The sequence below is a fragment of the Halosolutus gelatinilyticus genome (assembly GCF_023028105.1).
GTDB lineage: Archaea > Halobacteriota > Halobacteria > Halobacteriales > Natrialbaceae > Halosolutus > Halosolutus gelatinilyticus.
The window spans coordinates 1,474,379-1,492,568 of sequence record NZ_CP095491.1 but is presented as its reverse complement, the minus strand read 5'-3'; the positions used below and the strand labels follow the sequence as shown (position 1 = coordinate 1,492,568).

Sequence of the window (18,190 nt, the reverse complement as noted above, 5' to 3'; positions counted from 1 at the left end):
GTACAAATGCTTGTACCGTATGAATTAGACGCATCTTCGTAGCCAGGATCTGGACGACTCTTTTTATACGATCGGACGGCCAGACCGCTCGTGTCTCGCCAACTGGTCTCGTTCAGCGACCTCCGATCGGCCGCGTACTGCCCGCGGAAGTGCTACTATCAGCGAACCCGGGACGATTACGATCGGGAACCACCGCCCGAAGTCGCCGAGATCCGCGCCCTCGCGACCCGATACGAGGATCTCCTCGATCGCTCGGTCGACGCGCTCGAAGCGGAACCGATCGCCGTCTCGCCGGAGGCGTACCGCGATCGACTATCGCGCACGCGAGATCGGTTGCGGGAGGCCGGCCACTGGGATCGACTACGGGAACCGGCCGATCGCGACGTCCTGTGCGCCGGCCGGCACTGCCGCGGGATCGTCCACAAGGTGCTCGACGCCCCGCTCGCACCCGCGGTCGTCTCCCCCGGGTCCCCGCCGGACCAGGGGGTCTGGGAACCACAATCGGTTCACGCTGTCGCCGCCGCGAAAGCCCTCGCGTGGGAGTACGAAACGCCCGTTGATCGGACGTGGATCGAATACCCGGCTCACGGCGTGATTCGCCGTATCGATCTCACCGTCCGGCGGAAGGCCCGGTACCGGCGCGCGCTCCGGACGGTTCGGGAACTCGACGGGCCGCCCCCGCGGATCGACAATCGATCGAAGTGCGAGGCCTGCGAGTTCGCCGCCGACTGCGGGGTTCGAACGCGGACGTTGCGATCGCTCCTCGGATTGTAGAGGCCGCAGTTAGGGAGGAGAGTCCGATCAGTGCTCGTCGAGCCAGCGTTCGATCTCGTCCGCCCGCGCACCGCGTCGGTGGATCGTTCCCGTCGAGACGTCGACGACCGTGCTCTCGGTGCCGGCCGTCTCCCCGCCGTCGAGAGTCGCGGCGGCCGTCTCGCGGATCGTTCGATCGAGCTCGCCGAGCCGTCGCACGCTGCCCTCGCCGCTGACGTTCGCGCTCGTCGCAGTGATCGGCGTCCCGGCCCGTTCGCACAGCGCCAGCGCGAGGTCGTGGTCCGGAATCCGGACGCCGACCCGATCGCGGCCGGCTGTGAGTTCGTCCGGAACCTGCTCGCGTCGGGCACAGAGCACCGTGACGGGGCCGGGCAGGAACCGGGCCATGAACTGGCGCTCCCGATCGCTCGCGCGCACGTACTCGAGTGCGGCCGGCACCGACGGCACCGCGAACGAGATGGGCTTCGATCGGTCCCGCCCTTTCGCCTCGAAAACGCGCGATACGGCGTCGGGATCGAGCGCGTCCGCGGCGAGTCCGTAGACGGTCTCCGTGGGGTAGACGACGAGCTCTCCCTCCCCGATCGCGGCGGCGGCGCGGTCGATGTCGCTGTCGGTCATTCGATCGAACGTCGGGCCGTAACCGGCAAAAACGTACCGCGATCGCCGTCCGGTCGCGGCGGCCGCCCCACCCTCACCACGGTTGATCGGTATCGCCACGATTGGCGTCTCAGTCGAGGGCGAGTTCGTCCTCGAGGTCGTCGTAGTCGGGGAACTCCGGCCACTCGGTCGCGACCCAGGCCGCCTCGACGGTGCGATCGGCGTCGATCGCGACGAACGCCAGCCGCGGTTCGCCGATCCCGGCCATCCCGTCGAGGTCGTGGGCGATGCCGTAGGATTCGGCGACCTCGTTGGACGGATCGGCGAAGATCGAGAACGGATACTCGTTCTCGTCGAGGAACCGGGCGATGCCGTACGGCGTCGAGGCGCTGACGCCGACGACGCGCTCGTCGCGCTCGTGCCAGCCTCGCTCGGCGAGTTCGTCCCAGACGTACTTCGCGACGAACGAGCCGACCATGGGCGTGAAGACGAGGATCGTCCCGCCGTCGGCCGCGAGGCCCGCGAGGTCGCGATCCTGCCAGAACTCGTCGGTGACCAGCGGACGGGTGAAATCGGACGCCTCGCTGCCGGGCTCGGGGCCGTCCGCGGGATCGAGTTCGACGACGTCGAACGCCGGCATCACTCCTCACCTCCGGCGGCCGCCGCGGACGACGGCTCCTCGTCTGCCGTTTCCGCGGCGCGATCGCCGTAGGTCGACTCCAGGTAGTCGACGATGTTCGCGCTCTCGGCCATCGTCACGCCGGTGTTCTCGTCGACGATGACCGGAACGGTGCGGACGCCGGCGACGCGCTTGACGACGTCGCGCCGTGAGTGCAACGGCTCGACGAACCGCGAGGCGTACTCGAGGTCGTACTCGGTGAGCCGTCGCGCGACCCGCTCGCAGTACGGACAGCCCTGTAGTCGGTAGAACGTGATCGGTGCCTCCGTGTCTGCACTGGCGGCTGCGATCATAGATGTTCGTTTGGGTGAGAGCCGGGTAAACGTGTCGTCGGCGGTCGTACCGACCGCTAAATGGTAACGGGTAAACCGATCCGGTGACAAGACTGCACATCAATGGCGCCGTCTCCGCTGCTCGAGGTTGCACTCGCCGCCTTCGAGGTGCCAGTTGTGGGTCTCGAGGTCGATCAGACGTCCGTGACGATCCTCGGCCTTCTCGCCATCGTCATACTGGTTGGACTCTCCGCCTTTTTCTCCTCGTCCGAGATCGCGATGTTCAACCTGTCGAAACACCGGCTAGAGGGAATGGTCGAGGACGGCACCGAAGGTGCAACGTTAGTACAGGAACTCAAAAGCGATCCGCATCGGCTGCTCGTGACGATCCTCGTCGGCAACAACCTCGTCAACATCGCGATGTCATCGATCGCCACGGCCCTGCTCGGGATCTACTTCGAGGGGCTCGCATCGATTCTGCTGGCGACGTTCGGCGTCACCGCAATCGTCCTCCTGTTCGGCGAGAGCGTTCCCAAGTCTTACGCGGTCGAGAACACCGACTCGTGGGTGGTTCGCATCGCGAAGCCGCTCAGAGGCACCGAGTACCTCCTCTACCCTCTCATCGTCCTGTTCGACTACCTCACCCGACAGGTGAACCGCCTCATCGGCTCTACGGGGGCGATCGAGTCGCCCTACGTGACCCGCGACGAGATTCAGGAGATGATCGAGTCCGGCGAGCGGGAGGGGGTCTTAGAGGAAGAAGAGCACGAGATGCTCACCCGGATCTTCAGATTCAACAACACGATCGTCAAGGAGGTGATGACGCCGCGACTGGACATGACGGCCGTCCCGAAAGGCGCCGGCATCGACGAGGCGATCGAAACCTGTATCCAGAGCGGCCACGCGCGTATCCCGGTCTACGAGGGTAGCCTCGACAACGTCCAGGGCGTCGTCCACATCCGCGACCTCGTCCGCGACCTGAACTACGGCGAGACCGACGCCGACGACCTGGAACTCGCCGACCTCATCCAGCCGACGCTGCACGTGCCCGAGTCGAAAAACGTCGACGAACTGCTCACCGAGATGCGCGAAAACCGGATGCACATGGCGATCGTCATCGACGAGTTCGGCACCACCGAAGGGCTCGTCACGATGGAGGACATGGTCGAGGAGATCATCGGCGAGATCTTAGAGGGCGGCGAGGAGCAGCCGATCGAGGAGATCGACGACGACACCGTCCTCGTCCGCGGCGAGGTCAACATCGAGGACGTCAACGAGGCGCTGGACGTCGAACTGCCCGAGGGCGAGGAGTTCGAGACCATCGCGGGCTTCATCTTCAACCGCGCGGGTCGACTCGTCGAGGAGGGCGAGGAGATCACCTACGACAGCGTCCGCATCACGGTCGAGGACGTCGAGAACACCCGGATCATGATGGCGCGGCTCCGCAAACTCGAAGGCGAGGCGTCGACGATCGACGCGGACGAGACGCCGGATGACGAGGCCGACACCGGCGACGTGACGGATAGCCCGCTCGAGTAGATCGGTCGGAACGGAGCCCTTCGTGAACCACCAGCCGCCCGCTACGATCGAAGCGCGCGACGGAGCCGTCGTTTCGCGTTCTGCAGCCGCTTTTTCACCCGCTCCGAAACGCGCACCCGTCGCGAGCCGACGATCGCGTGTATCTCGCTTGCGACCCGCGGCGGGACCACGATTCGACGCGGCCCCGCGACGTACTGTCCGTCCGGTTGGGCGTACTCGAGCGTCACGACGGCCGCGTCACCGATCCGTCGACTGGACACGGCGTCGATCACCGAGAGGTCGATCGCCTGCTCGGGATCGTAGAAGTAGAGCATTCCCTCGTCGCGGTCGAACGCGCCGACGGACCGCAAGAACGACGCGAGTACGAGCGCGACGAGCGCGAGCGGGATCGTCAGCGCGGCCAGTCCCGTGAACGGACCGGCGCCGGCGTCGAGTAGTTCCCGTTGGGAGACGATCCGTCCGACGAGCATCAGCGAGCCGATGATCGCTCCCATGACGACCGCCCCGACGATGGCGTCCGTCGCCCGCTCGGCGTACCGCTCCGCCCGCCCGGAGACCGCGAGCGCGAGCGCCGTGGCGACGATCGCGGCGAAGCTCGCGACGACCAGCTGCGCGCCGAAGGGGCTGACCTGATAGGCGAGTTCGTAGATTCGCCAGAAGACGACCATGACGATGGCCGCGAGGAAGGTGCCGACGCCGAGCGCCCACAGGGCGCGAACCGTGAGCGAGGTCGAGGCGTCCCGGCGCCAGCCGATCGGGTCCGATTCGGAATCGTCCATGTTCGACCTCGGAACCGGTCGTGTAAAGGCGGTTCGGTGTCTCGCTACGCGGTCGCCTGATTGGGCTGCCGCCGCGGACGGGAACGAAAGGGCTCGGCAAGGACTTCCGCGGCGGTAACAGAGCGTGCAACGACCTCGGATCACTACGCTCGAGCGGTAAGCGCGGTTAACCGATCAGCGAGAAGATGACGACGTAGCCGGCGTAGGTGACGACGATCGAGCCGGCGAGCGAGCCGGCCCACGCGAGCACCGTGTACAGCATCTTGCGGGCGCTGACGCCGCCGCCGGCCCCCGCCGCGGCGTAGCCGCTGCCGATGATCGCGCTGACGATGATCTCGTTGAACGAGACGGGGATGCCGTAGAGGACGGCGGCCTGGGCGATGATGAACGACGGGATGAGCGCAGCGATCGACCGCCGCGGGCCGAGCGAGGAGTAGTCCTGCGAGATCGCCTTGATCATCCGCGGCGCGCCGGTCCACGAGCCGAGCAGGAGGCCGAAGCCACCGCCGAGGAGGAGCGCGGGCAACGGGAGGCCGACGTCGCCCGAGAGCGGGATGAGCGGGCCGACCGCCAGCCCGACCTGACTGCCGCCGGCCGAAAAGGCGACGAGGCCGCCGAGGACGAGCAGGAAGTGCCGCTCGCCGCGCTCGGTACCGTTTCGGAGATCGACTCCGATCGCCAGCGCCCACAGGGCCGCGATGGCGGTCGTCGCGACGACGACCCCGACGTCCGTCGTCAGGGGGAACCAGCCGCCGGCCACCTGGGCGATCGACGCGCCGCCGGCCTCGTCCGGATTGAGGATCGCGAACTCGATGTTCGCGACGAGCGCCCCGACGAACGCCGCGAGCGCGACGATCAGGTACTCCTCGGCGACCGGTTCGGCACGGAGGAGTCGGGCGATGGCGTAGGCGAGACCGCCGCCGGCGAACGGCGTGAGGATCCACAGGGCGGCGATTTCGGTGTACTTCGCCCACGCGGGATCGCCGCCCATCGCCAGCCCGACGCCGATGACCGCGCCGGTGACGGTAAACGCCGTCGCGATCGGATAGCCCGTGAAGACGCCGATAGCGACCAACGCGGCGGCGATGAGCAGCGCGATCGTCGCCGCCAGCGGCGACAGCGTCACGTTCCGGATCAGTTCGGCGCCGACCGCCTCGGAGACGTTCGCTCCCTGTAACACCGCGCCTGCGAATCCGAGGACGCCGACGAAAAACCCCGCCCGCATCACGGAGATCGCGTTGGCGCCGACGGCGGGTGCGAACGGCGTCGATCCGCTCGACCCGGCGCCGATCGCCCACGCCATGAAGAGGCTGGCGATTGCGGCCACGAGGAAAGTTCCGAGCGTGGCGATTTCGACCATCTATCCGGTTCCTATTGGGTGACCCTACAAGTGTGTGCCGACCTGCAGTTGCCAGTGACGGCGCGGATATCGCGATCGTACGGGGCACGCTCGAGTCGACGCGGGGGTGAGTCCGCGAGTACTGCTCGATCGCCGTACCCGTTTTCGGTCTCGCCGGAGACTCGCCCAAATTACTCGACCAGCTCGGAATCAGCTGCGGCGTGCTCGACAAAGAAATCACCGCTTCCGTACAGAATCCATACTTCGGCCACCCAGAGTGCTGTGGCAGCCACGATACCCAGTAGTAGATCGACGTCATCTTCGACGGTACCTGATTCGAGAACCTCGAAAAACCCTGAGATAATGTGGACACTCCAAAAAAGGAGCCCGCCGGCAAGGCCGGTAGCGGCTCCGCTCCGCAGCGGCTCGTGGTCAGTTCGTCGTCGACTTCGTCTCGTCCTCGCTTTCCGGCGGCGGTTCGACCCCCTCGATCGCCTCGGCGGCGTCGGTGTCCTTCTCGACCTGGACGTGCCACCGATCGACCTCGTCTTCGAGTTCGTCGAGGCGGTCGGAGACGTCGTCTTTCAGGACGTCGTCGTTGACGTTGACCTCGAAGATGAACTGCTCCTCGTCGCCGTTGCCGCGGGCCGACTGCTGGATGTTGGCGCTGATGAGTTCGTTGTCGAAGTAGTACGGTGCGAGCTGGGTCATCACGTTCTGGTAGACGGTATCCTCGACCCGGCGAAGCGCCTTGCGGCCGGCCGAGTCGGCGGCGCGTGCGACGTAGTCGATCGACTCCCGCCAGGTGCCGACCGCGCCTTCCGCGTCGTCCTTTTCGAGCCGTTCGTACGACTCGGAGAGTTTCTCGCCGGCGGTCTTGATGTCTTCGTCGGGTTCTCTGCCGGCCTTCTCGCCCTTTCCTTCCTCCACGCTCGCCTGGTCGGCGGTCTTCTCGCTGACCTCCGTTTCGAGCGTTTCGTGGGCCTTCGGACGCCACTCCTCCCACTCCTCGAAGGCGCGGGCGAAGCGGACGCCGTAGTCGGCGTCAGGGTCGTGAACGCCGGCGTCGCGGAGCGCGCGGGTGATGCGCTCGCCGTGTTCGACGACGTCGCCCCAGTCACCGCGGACCTTGAATCCCGAGATGCTCTCTTCCATTCGGCTGGGTCGGGGGTAAGAGACCGATCGGTATAAACTTCGTTGCCGGCAGCGTCCGTCGGCGATCGCGGCGGCCGCGAGCGACGGGGCGATCGATGCAGTGGATGGATCTCGTCGATCGGCCGGCGGTCAGTACCGCTGCTCGTCGGCCGGCCGTTCGTCAGGCGGATAGCCGCTCGTCCCCTGCCCGTACTGTCCCTGCTCGGACGGCCCTTGCATTCCGTACCCGCCGGAGTAGCGACCCGTCGACTGGCCGCCGTACTGCTGGCTGTCCACCTGTCCGGTCCGCTGACGTCCCCTCTGCCAGGTCGGCTGTCCGCTCATCTGGTCCGCCGGTCGAGCGGTCGTGTTGCCCATCCGCCGGCCGTCCACCTGCTGGAGAACGCTCTCGCAGGCGTTCATCGTCCGATCGATCGTGGCGATCGTCTCGGCGACGTGGGACCGGTGTTCGAACCGCCGGAGTTCGGCGAGCGCTTCGGTTCCGATCCGGAGGAACGCGTCGGCGACCTCGGGACCGAACATCGAGTCGCGGGCGATCAACATCTCGTTGAGCGCGGCGATCTCGGCGACGTCCTGGCAGATCCGGGCGCAGATCCCGATTTCGGGTGCGCCGACGGCGCACTCCTTCGCACACCAGGCGGCGACGTGGGACAGTTCGCCGAAGTCTTCCAGGGCGATGCGCAGTTCGTCGGTCATGTGGTCCTCGAAGGACCGCGGCTGCTGCGCTCGGGAGCCCCCGTACTGACCGCCGAATTGCCACGTCCCTCCGCGCTGGCCGCCCGTCTGTTGCCCGCCCCGTTGACTTCCGTCTGTCCGTCCCGTCCGGCCGCCGGGTCGTCGCCCGCCCGGCTGTCCGTACTGCTCCGTTGGGTGACGATACTGGCCGCTCGATCGCTCGTATTGACCGGTACGTCCGCCGTACTGGTCGCCCGTCTGTTGGTACTGGTGACTCATCGAGATTCGCCTCTTGAGGCACGGCCCGGTACGCCGATCGGCCGATTAAAGCGGGCCAACCGTTACGATCGTTTCGCGGGCTAATCCGCTCTTTCGCGCGATTTTTCCTCGGACAGCGGGACGCTGTGATCGATTCGAGCGAGTAACCGGCGGTTGGACGGGGCGTCGACCGTCCACCGACGTCGCGCGACGCGCGTTCGAGGGTGAAGCGGGATCGATACCATGAACTACCCTGCGGATGCGAATTCGGGTATGACGATCGAAGACCGGGATAACGCGTATCTGGTCACGCACGCACTCGCGAAGGACACGCTCTCGCGGCTCCGGGACGTCGAGACCGAACAGGTCAGCTTCCGGAAGGGGCTCGTCAAACTCGGACGGATCTGCGGCTACGAGATCATCGACGGCCGCATGGAGACCGAGTACGTCGAGATCGAGACGCCGCTGGAGACGACCATGGGCGAACGCGTCCGCGGGCTCGACGACGTCGTCATCATCAACGTGTTGCGCGCGGCGACGCCGTTCGTCGAGGGGCTCCTGAAGGCGTTTCCCCGCGCCCGGCAGGGGGTCATCAGCGCGAGCCGAGACGAGGAAGCCGGCCGCGGCGAGGACGGGTCGTTCCCGATCACGGTCGACTACGTAAAACTCCCCGAGATCCACGAGGAGGACACCGTGATCGTCGCCGATCCGATGCTCGCGACGGGGAGTACGATGTGCACCGTCCTCGACCACGTTCTCGAAAGCGCCGAAGCCGAACCCGAGCACCTGATCGTGCTCTCCGCGGTCTCCGCGCCCGACGGACTGCTCCGCGTGGGCGGGGCGTTCCCGGAGGTCGACCTGCTGACCGTCTCGATCGACGATCACTTAGACGACGACGGCTTCATCGTCCCCGGTCTGGGCGACGCCGGCGATCGGGCGTTTCGCACGACCTGATACCGGCCGTCGAGCGACGCCGCTTCGCGATCGACGTCGATCGCGCCGATTCCCGGACGTCGGCGGTACGATCGCGGACGATCGGCCGAGTCGCCCAGCGCACCGAATTCAGGAGTCCGACCCGGGGCAGGTGTCGATCCCGAAGAGCGCGTTCGCCGGGCAGCGTTGGATCACCGCCGTCGCGGCGATGTCGCTCCCCGCGAGGAACGCGAGCGTTCCGGCCGTCCGATCGCGGTTCCGGTACCCGACGATCAACAGGACGACGGCGAGGACGGTTCGAAGCGTTCGATCGAGTCCGCCGACGTTCTTGTCCATACGGTGACGACGGGTCGCGAGAGCCGTAGCTGTCGTCCCTGCATTCGACGCGCCTCGCAGCGTCCGTGAAACCGGCCCCTGATCGATCGGCGGTGCCGGCCGCGCTACCGGCCTCCGGCGGTCTCGGCTTCCGAATCGTCGGCTTCCGATCCGGCGGCGCCGGAGAGGCCGGCGTCCCGATCGCGCTCGAACGCCGGCGGGGCGTCGTGGTGGTCGGAGTAGCCGTCGAACCAGCGGACGATGCGCTCGAGGCGATCGACGACGTGGCCGGGTTCGCCCGAGCGGGAGAGTTCGTGACCCTCGCGGGGATAGCGAACCATGCGAGTGTCGACGCCATGTTTCTGCAAACCGAGATAAAAGAGTTCGGCGGTGTTCGCCGGCGTTCGATAGTCCCGATCGGAGTGTATCACGAGCGTCGGCGTGTCCACGTTCGAGACGTGCGCGACGGGCGATTTCTCCCGGAGGAACTCGGGATCTCCCCAGGGGGTCGTCCCGAAGTCGCCTTCGACCAGCTTGAACGCGTCCGTCGACCCGTAAAAGCTCGCGAGATCGTAGACGCCGCGCTGGGAGACGGCCGCCCGGAACCGATCGGTGTGCGCGACCGTCCACGCGGTCATGAACCCGCCGAAGCTGCCGCCGGTGACGAACTGGTTGGTCTCGTCGACGTAGTCGCGCTCGCAGACCGCGTCGGCGCCGGCCAGAACGTCTCGCAGGGTGACCGCTCCCCAGTCGCGATCGATCGCCATCGCGCGGTCCTCGCCGTAGCCGGTCGATCCGCGCGGGTTGCACCAGAAGACGACGTAGCCCCGTGCCGCGAGCGTCTGGAACTCGTGCCACATCGTGCCCGCGTTCGTCCACTGGATGTGCGGGCCGCCGTGGATCTGGACGACCAGCGGGTACTCCTCGTCGGAATCGAACGCGGGCGGTCTGAGCACCCACCCCTGGATCTCCACGCCGTCGCTCTCGAACCGCACCTCCTCGGGTTGCGAGATCGGCCGATCGGCGAGGAAGCCGCGGTTGACGCGGCTCAGCCTGACGGTTTCGTTGCCGCCGCGGGTCGTCGCGAAGACGTCGCCGGGATGGTCCCACTCGCTCTGGACGTACGCGATCGCGTTCGCGCCGACCGAGAAGTCCTCGACGGTGACGCCGTCGCCGTACACCCGTTTCGGATCGTCGCTCGCGTCGCCCGGAGCCGACCAGAGAACCCTCGATCCCTCGTCGGGCGTACTGAAGTAGAGCCGCTCGCCCTCGGGGTCCCACTCGAACGAACACCGGTAGCCCACGGTTCGATCGAGCGGCGCCGTCGGCGCGACCTCGTCGCCGGTCTCGCGATCGTGGACCCGGATCTCGGTCTGGCGCATCGTCATCTTCTCCTCGGGGGTGTACTCGAAGGCGACCTTCCCGCCCTCGGTCGCGGCGACCGATCCGGCGTCGAGCCAGCCGGACGTCCGGGTGATTGGATCGGCCTCGTCGCGCTCGAGATCGTGCTCGTGGATCTCGTACGTGATCGAATCGTCGGGCCGATCGCCGGCCTTGCTCGCGTAGTAGATCGTCCCGTCGTCGCCCCACGTCGGCGAGACGTAGTCCGCATCGCCCTCGGTCACTCGCGCGACGGCGTCGGTTTCATCCGGGCTCGTTTCCGGGTCCCGATCGAGCGCGGCCGCGACGTCGAGCACGTAGATGTGGCTCCGTCGACCGTCGAAGTACTCCGTTCCGGCCCGGTAGACCATGCGATCGATCACGCGCGGATCGGGCGCCTCGCGCTCGTAGTCGGAATCGACCGCGAGGTCGCGATCGGCCTCGCGATCCGCCGCGGTCACGCGCTGCGTGAAACACAGTCGGCTGCCGTCCGGACTCCACTCGATACCGCTGACGCCGCCGACGACGCTCGTCACCCGTCGCGCTTCGCCGCCGTCGGCGGGGAGCAGCCAGAGTTGGGGTCGATCGTTCGCCTCGCGGCGGGTGCTGACGAACGCGAGCCGGTCGCCGTCGGGGTGCCATCGAGGTTCGCCGTCGATCCCCTCACGCGCGGTGAACTGTTCGGGACTGTCCCCGCCGATCGGCGCCACGAAGATCGTCGCCTGATCGGCCGTCTCGTCCTCCGGGGTCCGCCGGACGAACGCGATCCGTTCGTCGTCGGGCGAGAGCTGCGGGTCGGCGACGCGGACGATGTCGTGGTAGTCGGCAACTTCGATCGGGTGCATGCCCACACCCTGCGACGCCGAGCAAATTAGTGGTTCGCTCCCGGCGATCGGGTTGCCAATTTAACATAATCACTCGATGGCGGGTGTGATGAGCGCTACTATGTCACTCGCTTCTATCAAAACGTGATCGTTTGTAGGCGTGCATCGAAGAATCTATTAAAGAACGTGGGTTACAGTGCAAGCATGGCTCGAACTATCAATCGGCGCCAATTTATTGCGGCAAGTGGGGTTGCCGGGTTCGCCGGCCTGGCCGGCTGTATCGGCGACGACGTCCAGAACGAGAATGGGGACGGCGACGGCGGGGATTCCAACCCCGACGGAGACGGCGAGATTCTCTCGTGGCACGCCGGCGGGCAGGGTGGCACGTACTATCCCCTCTCTGGCGACTTCAAGACCATCGTCGAGGAGAGCACGGGGCACAGCTTACAGGTGCAGTCGACGGGTGCGAGCGTCGAGAACGTCGGCAGTCTCAACCGCGAGAAGGCCGACTTCGCGCTGATCCAGAACGACATCGCGTACTTCGCGGTCAACGGCACCGGTCTCGAGCAGTTCGAGGGCAACTCGATGGAGAACATCCGGGGCGTCGCGACGCTGTACCCGGAGACGATCCACGTCGTTACCCAGGCGGATTCGGGAATCGAGACCGTCGAGGACCTCGAGGGGACGACGGTCAACACCGGCGCCCCCGGGAGCGGAACGCAGGTCAACGCCCTGCAGATCCTCGAAACCGCGGGCATCGGGGAGGGCGACTTCGACGAACAGAACGGGGACTTCACCACGGCGACCGAACAGATTCGCGACGGCGACGTCGACGCTGCGTTCGTCGTCGGCGGTTGGCCGGTCAGTTCCGTCCAGCAACTCGCGACGACCTCCAGCGTCTCGCTGGTCGAAGTCTCCGGCGACATCCGCGAGAGCGTAAAGTCCGACGCCGAGTGGTTCGCCGACGACACAGTCCCCGCGGGAACCTACGACGGCATCGACCAGGACGTCGAAACAGTCTCGGTCCAGGCGATGATCGCCACGCACGAGGGCGTCGATGAAGGGGTAGTCGAAGAGGTCACGGCGGCGATCTTCGACAACACCGACCAGATTACGCAGAAAACGGAATTCATCGGCGTCGACTCGGCGCAGGACGGCATGCCGATCGACCTCCACCCGGGCGCCGACGCCTACTTCAACTGATCGTCGAACCCGCGCATCTTTCGATCGTGTCCCGACTATCTCGCCGACAGATCGCCGTCGTCGTCCTCGCGTTGCTGGTAGCGACGGCAGCCGCGGCCGTCGCGACCGCGTCGGCGAACCGGACCCTCGTCGTCGCCGACGCCGAGACGGGCGACCGAGTGCTCGAACGGCCGGTCGAGGACGGCACCGAAGTAACGCTTTCGTACACCCATAGCGTCGAAAAAACGCCGATCGAAGACGTCTACGTCGTCGACGGGACGACGCTTCGAATGGACCGCATGGTCTTTCGCTCCCACGGAGCCGGATTGCCGACGGACGCGGCGTACGAGCGAACCGACGAGGGGTTCGTCCTGCCGCTGAACGACTCGTACGAGACGGTCCGAGTCGTTCCGGGATCGATCGCGGGCCACGAACTCGTCGTGGGCGACAACCGGTACGATCTGGTCGCACACTCCGACGGTTCGGTGGTCATTTTCGTAACCGAGCGGACGCTGTCCGATCGGCTCTCGGACCCGCTCTCGCTCGGCGATCGGTCCGAACCGATACCAGCCACCGATTTGCAGATTACTCGCTACTGATAGATATGAGCGTAGATACGCCAGATACGGACGCACTCTCGGAGGAAGAACAGGAAGAGATTCTACAGGAGGTCGAACGCCGCCGCACGCTCACCGGCTCGGCAGCCGTCATCGCCGCGCTCGTCGGGATCGCGTTCTCGGCGTTCCAGCTGTGGCTCGCCGCTCGCGGCAACACGTTCGGGTCCACCCAGCTTCAACGGCTGCAAATTAACACGATACACGTGACCTTCGCGCTGGTGCTCGCGTTCTTGCTGTTTCCCGCAACCCGCGGCGACGGGGCGGTCGCCCGCCGACTCGGGGCGATCGAGCCCGCCGCGCGCCGACGGTTCGGTGCCGAGAGTGCCGCGACGCGGCTCGTCGAGCGACTCGGCGACGGCGTTCGCTGGGCGTTCGTCGACCCCGCTCTCGATCGCGTTACGCCCGTCGACGTCCTCTTGATCTTCCTCGCCGCGCTTCCGTCGTACTACATCCTCACCCAAATCGAAGAAATTCAAAACCAGGTACCGGTCTTCGGCATTCACGCGGCCCACACGATCCAGGAGGCCCATCCGATCCTCGAGCCGATCGTGACGGCGCTCGCCGCGGTCGGCATTCCGCTCCACGGGACGTCGTATCCGTTCTTGATCGGCGTTCTCGGCATCCTGCTCGTTCTCGAGGCGACCCGGCGAACGCTCGGCGCCCTGCTCATGTCGCTGGTCGCGTTCTTCATCGTCTACGCGCGGTGGGGCTACCTCGTCCCCCGAGACTCGGCCGTCGGGATGTTGGCGATCCAGCCCGACAGCTGGGGTAACATCATCTACAACCTCTGGTTCACGACCGAGGCGGGCGTCATGAGCACGCCCGTCTCCGTCAGCGTTCGCTACATCTACATCTTCATCCTCTTCGGGGCGTTCCTCGAGATGAGCGGCGCCGGCAGGTGGTTCATCGACCTCGCGTACTCGCTGACCGGGACGAAGAAGGGCGGTCCCGCCAAGGCGAGCGTCGTTTCGAGCGGCTTCATGGGGATGCTCTCGGGGTCGTCGATCGCCAACACCGTCACGACCGGGGCGTTCACGATCCCGCTGATGAAACGCTCCGGCTACACCCCCGAGTTCTCCGGCGCGGTCGAGTCCTCGGCCTCCTCGGGCGGTCAGATGCTCCCGCCGGTGATGGGCGCCGCCGCGTTCCTGATCGTCGAGTACTCCGGCGTTCCGTACCGCGACGTCATCGTCGCCGCCGCCCTACCCGCGATCGCCTTTTTCTTCGGGATGTGGATCATGGTCCACTTCGAGGCGGTCCGGGGCGGCATCGGCGGCCTCCCGCGGAGCCAGCTTCCCGACGTCCGCTCGCGATTTCGCGAGGGTTGGTTCTACCTGATTCCGATCGTCCTCCTGTTGTACTTCCTCGTCGTGGCTCGCCTCTCGATCGGCCGCTCGGGCTGGTACACGATCGTCGCCATCGTCGCCCTGGCCGCGGTCGTCGCAGCCTACACCGAGCGAACTCGCGTGCCGCTTCTCGGGACGATCGCCGCCGTCTACCTCGCCCAGACCGCAGCGTACGCGGTCGCCGGCACCGGGCTCGCAGGCGCGATGCGGGCGGCGATCGGCGCCGACGTGCCGACGGGGGCGTACTCGATCGGAAGCGCGGCGACCGCCGCGGCCGGCGACCTCGGCGCGATCGCGATTCTGGTCAGCCTCGCGTTCCTGCTCGTCCGGCCCGGTTCGGACGCCCCGCTGCTCGACTTCGAGGACGACGTCGACGAGAGCGCCGAACGGACCGCGGCGGCGATCGGTGTGCCGCGGTTGGCGAACAACACGGCCTACCGATTCGGCTCGTTCATCCTGAAGTCGATGGACTCCGGCGCGCGAACCGCGACGACCGTCGCCGTCGCCGTCGCGGCCGCCGGGGTCGTACCGGGGGTCATCAGCGTCTCCGGCCTCGGACCGAACCTCGCGTCGCTCATCAGCGCGGTCAGCGGCGGTTCGATGCTCGTCCTGCTCTCGCTGACGGGCGTCGCCTCGATCATCTTCGGGATGGGGATGCCGACGACCGCCATGTACATCATCCTGATCGCGATGCTCCAGACGCCGCTCATCCAGGCCGGCATCATCGTGCTGGCCGCGCACCTCTTCGTGCTCTACTTCGGCCTGATGGCGGATGTCACGCCGCCGGTCGCCGTCGCCGCGTTCGCCGGCGCGGGGGTCGCCAAGGCCGAGGAACTCAAGACCGCGACGATCGCGTTCCTGCTCTCGCTGAACAAGATCCTCGTGCCGTTCGCGTTCGTCTTCTCGCCCGGCATTCTCCTGATTCGCGGCGACGTCGACGACTGGTCGATCGTCGGCTGGGCCGACGTCGCCGACGTCGGGTTCTTCCTCCCGGAGGTTGTGGTTCCCGTCCTCGGCATGTTCCTCGGCATCTACGCGCTGGGGGTGACGATCATCGGCTACCAGTACGCGTCGGTCTCGCCGACCGAGCGCGGGATCTACTCGATCGCGTCGATCCTGCTGATGGTGCCGGAGATTCCCCTCCTCATCGCGGAGGGCGTCTTCGCGCTGTTCGGCATCCCCTCGCTGCTGACGATCTTCGTGATCACCCTGCCGCTTCGGGTCGTCGGACTGGCGCTCCTCGTCGGGATCTCCTACCGGAACCACACCCGCGCTTCGCTCGAGGAGGCGGACGCGGACGTTGCGCCACAGACGCCGAGTGACGCCTGATCGCGGCACTCGATCCGATCGCCGTCGTTCGCGACCGCAGGACCTCGATAGTGTTTTCACTTCGATTAGCGTACGAACATGACGTGACCGAACGAAATGCGGTTTCCTCGATCACCGACCCGGACGCCCTCTTTCGGCTCGCGGCCGGCGTCTACACCGGCGTGCTGTTCGCGAGCGGAGCGGCGACGATCGCCGTCCTCGAAGCGACGTCTCCGCTCGTTCTCGCGGGTGCGGCGCTCGTGGCGTTCGTCCTCGGATCCGGCGCCGGTATCGCCCTCGCGGGACGGGACCGCACACTGCCGGCTCGACTCGGCCGGAGCCTGAAACGGCGGCTAGTGTCGCTCCTGCCGGCGGCGGCGTTCGGCGTGGTGGCCCTCGCATCGCGGTTCGAGTGGCTCGTCCGATCGCTCTTCGTCGTCGCGTTCGCCGCGGCGTGTGCGCTCCTCCTCGCGGGACACGCCCTCTCGAGGGCGGCCCAGAGTCGGTACGTCGAGACGCTCGTCATCGACGAACCGGCGGCGGCGTGGCGGTGGAGTCCTCGCGGAACCGCCTGGATAGACGGGCTCTTGCTCGTACTCAGTCTCGTCTTCGTATTCGGGAACGCGATCGAAGGAAACTGGCCGTCCGCTATCTTCTGGACGGTGTTCGCCCTCCTCTGGTCGGGCGGTCGGGTCGCCGAGGGGCGCTGGCGGGTCGACGCGCTCGGAACGACGCCGCGGCTTCGGGTTCACGACGCTGGTCTCGTCAAACAGCGTCCCTTCACCCGATCGCTCGTCCCCTGGGAGTCCGTTTCGCACGTCCGCCTGCGCGAGGACGAACTCGTCCTCGATCGCGGCCTCTTCGACGTTCGTTTCGACAGCGCGGAACTCGACGATCCCGAGGGGCTTCGCTCGGCGATCGACCGGTACGTCTCGAACGCGAACTCCCCGCCGCGAACTGCCGGTTGAGGCCTTCGGACGTTCACTCGAGATCGACGCGGCCGCTGGTCGCGCTCCGGAGTCGATCGCGCAGCGCATCGGCCTCGTCGACCGGAACCCGTACGCCGAAGGAGACCGCCGTTTCGTACTCCGCGTCGAACTCGTAGCCCTCGCTCTCCAGAATCCCGCGCACCGTCCCGGAGTCGTCGTACTCGACAGTCGCGGAGACGCGTTCGTGCGGGCGTTCCTCGACGACACCGGCCTCATCGATCGCCTCCTTGACGGCCCGGGAGTAGGCCCTGACGAGGCCACCGACGCCGAGGTTCGTCCCGCCGTAGTAGCGGGTGACGACGACCGCGCAGTTCTCGATCTCCCGCTGGGCGAGCACGTTCAACGCCGGCTTGCCCGCCGATCCCGACGGTTCGCCGTCGTCGCTGGAGTACTCTCGGAGGAAGTCGCCATCCGTGTCCGCGCGAACGCGGTAGGCGGGAACGTTGTGCGTCGCGTCGTCGTACTCCGCCTCGACGGTCTCGACGAACGCTTCCGCATCCGCGACGGAGTCGACGGGTCGCGCGTGCCCGATGAACTCCGATCCCTGCACGACAAACCGCGCGGTCGCCGGTTCCACGACGGCGCGGTAGGTCCGACTCACGATCGCCACCTCCGGCGGATCCGCGCGCTGATCATGGCGGCGCTTCGCCGGCCGGCGAAAAGAGGCCATCGTTCTCGCGGACGCTCGTCGATCGCCTTCGCGGCGGGTCCGCCGGTCGCACATCCCTCCCGGCCCTCTCGGAGTTCGACTTCTGCCGGCACCCCCGACGCTATTAGCCAGGGTGTGGTGTCCACTCGCATGGACGGCGCCGCGATCGATCAGGAGTTCGCAGAGGAATTACGAAGCGCCTGCCGAACGACGGTCGGCGACGAGCTGCGGAGTATCGCGTACTTCACCGAGGACGACGTCGAGCAGTTGTACCTCCGATCGGACCTCGAACGGACGGCCGATCTAGTCGGCTTCGCCGATCACGAGCGGCTCGGTTTTCGCTCGCAGTCTGCGTACCGGAACACGCAGCTCGGAGAGTACCAGGCGACGATTCGGCTGTTCGAGAACGGTTACCTGACCCGGGTTATCCGGGACGACCACGGTGTCTGGGTGACGACGGATGAGATGTCGCTCGAACGGTTCGAAGAACTCATCAGCGTACTCGACGCCCTCCTCGAGGAGCACGACGTGGCGATCGACGGCGGCGAGTGAGGACGCCCGATCGAAGGCGACGCCGTCG

At 66.8% G+C, this 18,190-nt stretch carries 18 protein-coding genes; 8 read left to right on the top strand and 10 right to left on the bottom strand.

What is annotated here, in order from left to right:
- The first annotated feature begins 90 nt into the window (after positions 1-90).
- Positions 91-774, top strand: coding sequence for a CRISPR-associated protein Cas4 (locus tag MUH00_RS07465; protein ID WP_247003470.1), 684 nt, complete (start codon positions 91-93; stop codon positions 772-774).
- A gap of 27 nt (positions 775-801) precedes the next feature.
- Here MUH00_RS07465 and MUH00_RS07460 read toward each other — a convergent pair whose 3' ends face one another.
- The 3 genes from MUH00_RS07460 to MUH00_RS07450 form a co-directional block, all read right to left on the bottom strand.
- Positions 802-1,392 (bottom strand): L-threonylcarbamoyladenylate synthase, encoded by a 591-nt coding sequence (locus tag MUH00_RS07460; RefSeq protein ID WP_247003469.1) that lies wholly within the window; start codon positions 1,390-1,392, stop codon positions 802-804.
- A gap of 109 nt (positions 1,393-1,501) precedes the next feature.
- Positions 1,502-2,011: a redoxin domain-containing protein gene (locus MUH00_RS07455; protein ID WP_247003468.1), complete on the bottom strand. Its 510-nt coding sequence runs from the start codon at positions 2,009-2,011 to the stop codon at positions 1,502-1,504.
- Positions 2,011-2,343 carry a glutathione S-transferase N-terminal domain-containing protein gene (locus MUH00_RS07450; RefSeq protein ID WP_247003467.1) on the bottom strand — a complete coding sequence of 111 codons (333 nt, stop codon included), beginning with the start codon at positions 2,341-2,343 and terminating at the stop codon, positions 2,011-2,013. Before MUH00_RS07450 ends, MUH00_RS07455 begins: the two co-directional genes overlap by 1 nt.
- 102 nt (positions 2,344-2,445) lie before the next feature.
- Between MUH00_RS07450 and MUH00_RS07445 the strand changes: the two genes are divergently transcribed.
- Positions 2,446-3,861 (top strand): hemolysin family protein, encoded by a 1,416-nt coding sequence (locus MUH00_RS07445; protein WP_247003466.1) that lies wholly within the window; start codon positions 2,446-2,448, stop codon positions 3,859-3,861.
- A 41-nt stretch (positions 3,862-3,902) separates the two neighbouring features.
- Here MUH00_RS07445 and MUH00_RS07440 read toward each other — a convergent pair whose 3' ends face one another.
- The 4 genes from MUH00_RS07440 to MUH00_RS07425 all read right to left on the bottom strand — a co-directional run bounded on the left by MUH00_RS07440 (position 3,903) and on the right by MUH00_RS07425 (position 8,088).
- Entirely contained in the window at positions 3,903-4,640 is a 738-nt protein-coding gene (locus MUH00_RS07440) for a hypothetical protein (protein ID WP_247003465.1), read from the bottom strand.
- Between the two features lie 166 nt (positions 4,641-4,806).
- The gene (locus MUH00_RS07435; RefSeq protein ID WP_247003464.1) at positions 4,807-6,000 is read right to left on the bottom strand and encodes an inorganic phosphate transporter; all 1,194 of its coding nucleotides are present in this window, start codon (positions 5,998-6,000) and stop codon (positions 4,807-4,809) included.
- A 411-nt stretch (positions 6,001-6,411) separates the two neighbouring features.
- Complete coding sequence (locus tag MUH00_RS07430; RefSeq protein ID WP_247003463.1) at positions 6,412-7,134, bottom strand: DUF5828 family protein; 723 nt, start codon at positions 7,132-7,134, stop codon at positions 6,412-6,414.
- Positions 7,135-7,263: 129 nt separating this feature from the next.
- Positions 7,264-8,088, bottom strand: a complete 825-nt coding sequence (locus MUH00_RS07425) for a hypothetical protein (protein WP_247003462.1) — start codon at positions 8,086-8,088, stop codon at positions 7,264-7,266.
- A gap of 252 nt (positions 8,089-8,340) precedes the next feature.
- Here MUH00_RS07425 and upp point away from each other — a divergent pair, with 252 nt between their 5' ends.
- Positions 8,341-9,021, top strand: a complete 681-nt coding sequence (gene upp, locus MUH00_RS07420) for a uracil phosphoribosyltransferase (RefSeq protein ID WP_247003461.1) — start codon at positions 8,341-8,343, stop codon at positions 9,019-9,021.
- 108 nt (positions 9,022-9,129) lie between these two features.
- Here the strand turns inward: upp and MUH00_RS07415 are convergent, their stop codons facing one another.
- Both MUH00_RS07415 and MUH00_RS07410 read right to left on the bottom strand, forming a co-directional pair.
- Positions 9,130-9,336, bottom strand: a complete 207-nt coding sequence (locus tag MUH00_RS07415; RefSeq protein WP_247003460.1) for a YgaP family membrane protein — start codon at positions 9,334-9,336, stop codon at positions 9,130-9,132.
- A 104-nt stretch (positions 9,337-9,440) separates the two neighbouring features.
- The gene (locus MUH00_RS07410; RefSeq protein WP_247003459.1) at positions 9,441-11,540 is read right to left on the bottom strand and encodes a S9 family peptidase; all 2,100 of its coding nucleotides are present in this window, start codon (positions 11,538-11,540) and stop codon (positions 9,441-9,443) included.
- A gap of 183 nt (positions 11,541-11,723) precedes the next feature.
- On the opposite strand from MUH00_RS07410, the gene MUH00_RS07405 reads away from it, so the two are divergent.
- From MUH00_RS07405 to MUH00_RS07390, 4 genes are all read left to right on the top strand, one after another.
- A complete protein-coding gene (locus tag MUH00_RS07405) occupies positions 11,724-12,722 on the top strand; it encodes a TAXI family TRAP transporter solute-binding subunit (protein ID WP_247003458.1) in 999 nt (332 codons plus the stop codon).
- 26 nt (positions 12,723-12,748) lie between these two features.
- Positions 12,749-13,300, top strand: coding sequence for a DUF1850 domain-containing protein (locus tag MUH00_RS07400; RefSeq protein WP_247003457.1), 552 nt, complete (start codon positions 12,749-12,751; stop codon positions 13,298-13,300).
- Positions 13,301-13,305: 5 nt separating this feature from the next.
- On the top strand, positions 13,306-15,993 hold the full coding sequence (locus tag MUH00_RS07395; RefSeq protein WP_247003456.1) for a TRAP transporter permease: 2,688 nt from the start codon (positions 13,306-13,308) through the stop codon (positions 15,991-15,993).
- 83 nt (positions 15,994-16,076) lie between these two features.
- On the top strand, positions 16,077-16,940 hold the full coding sequence (locus MUH00_RS07390) for a PH domain-containing protein (protein WP_247003455.1): 864 nt from the start codon (positions 16,077-16,079) through the stop codon (positions 16,938-16,940).
- 13 nt (positions 16,941-16,953) lie between these two features.
- Here MUH00_RS07390 and MUH00_RS07385 read toward each other — a convergent pair whose 3' ends face one another.
- Entirely contained in the window at positions 16,954-17,562 is a 609-nt protein-coding gene (locus tag MUH00_RS07385) for an IMPACT family protein (protein WP_247003454.1), read from the bottom strand.
- A gap of 198 nt (positions 17,563-17,760) precedes the next feature.
- On the opposite strand from MUH00_RS07385, the gene MUH00_RS07380 reads away from it, so the two are divergent.
- Positions 17,761-18,162 carry a DUF7522 family protein gene (locus MUH00_RS07380; RefSeq protein WP_247003453.1) on the top strand — a complete coding sequence of 134 codons (402 nt, stop codon included), beginning with the start codon at positions 17,761-17,763 and terminating at the stop codon, positions 18,160-18,162.
- Positions 18,163-18,190: the final 28 nt, after the last annotated feature.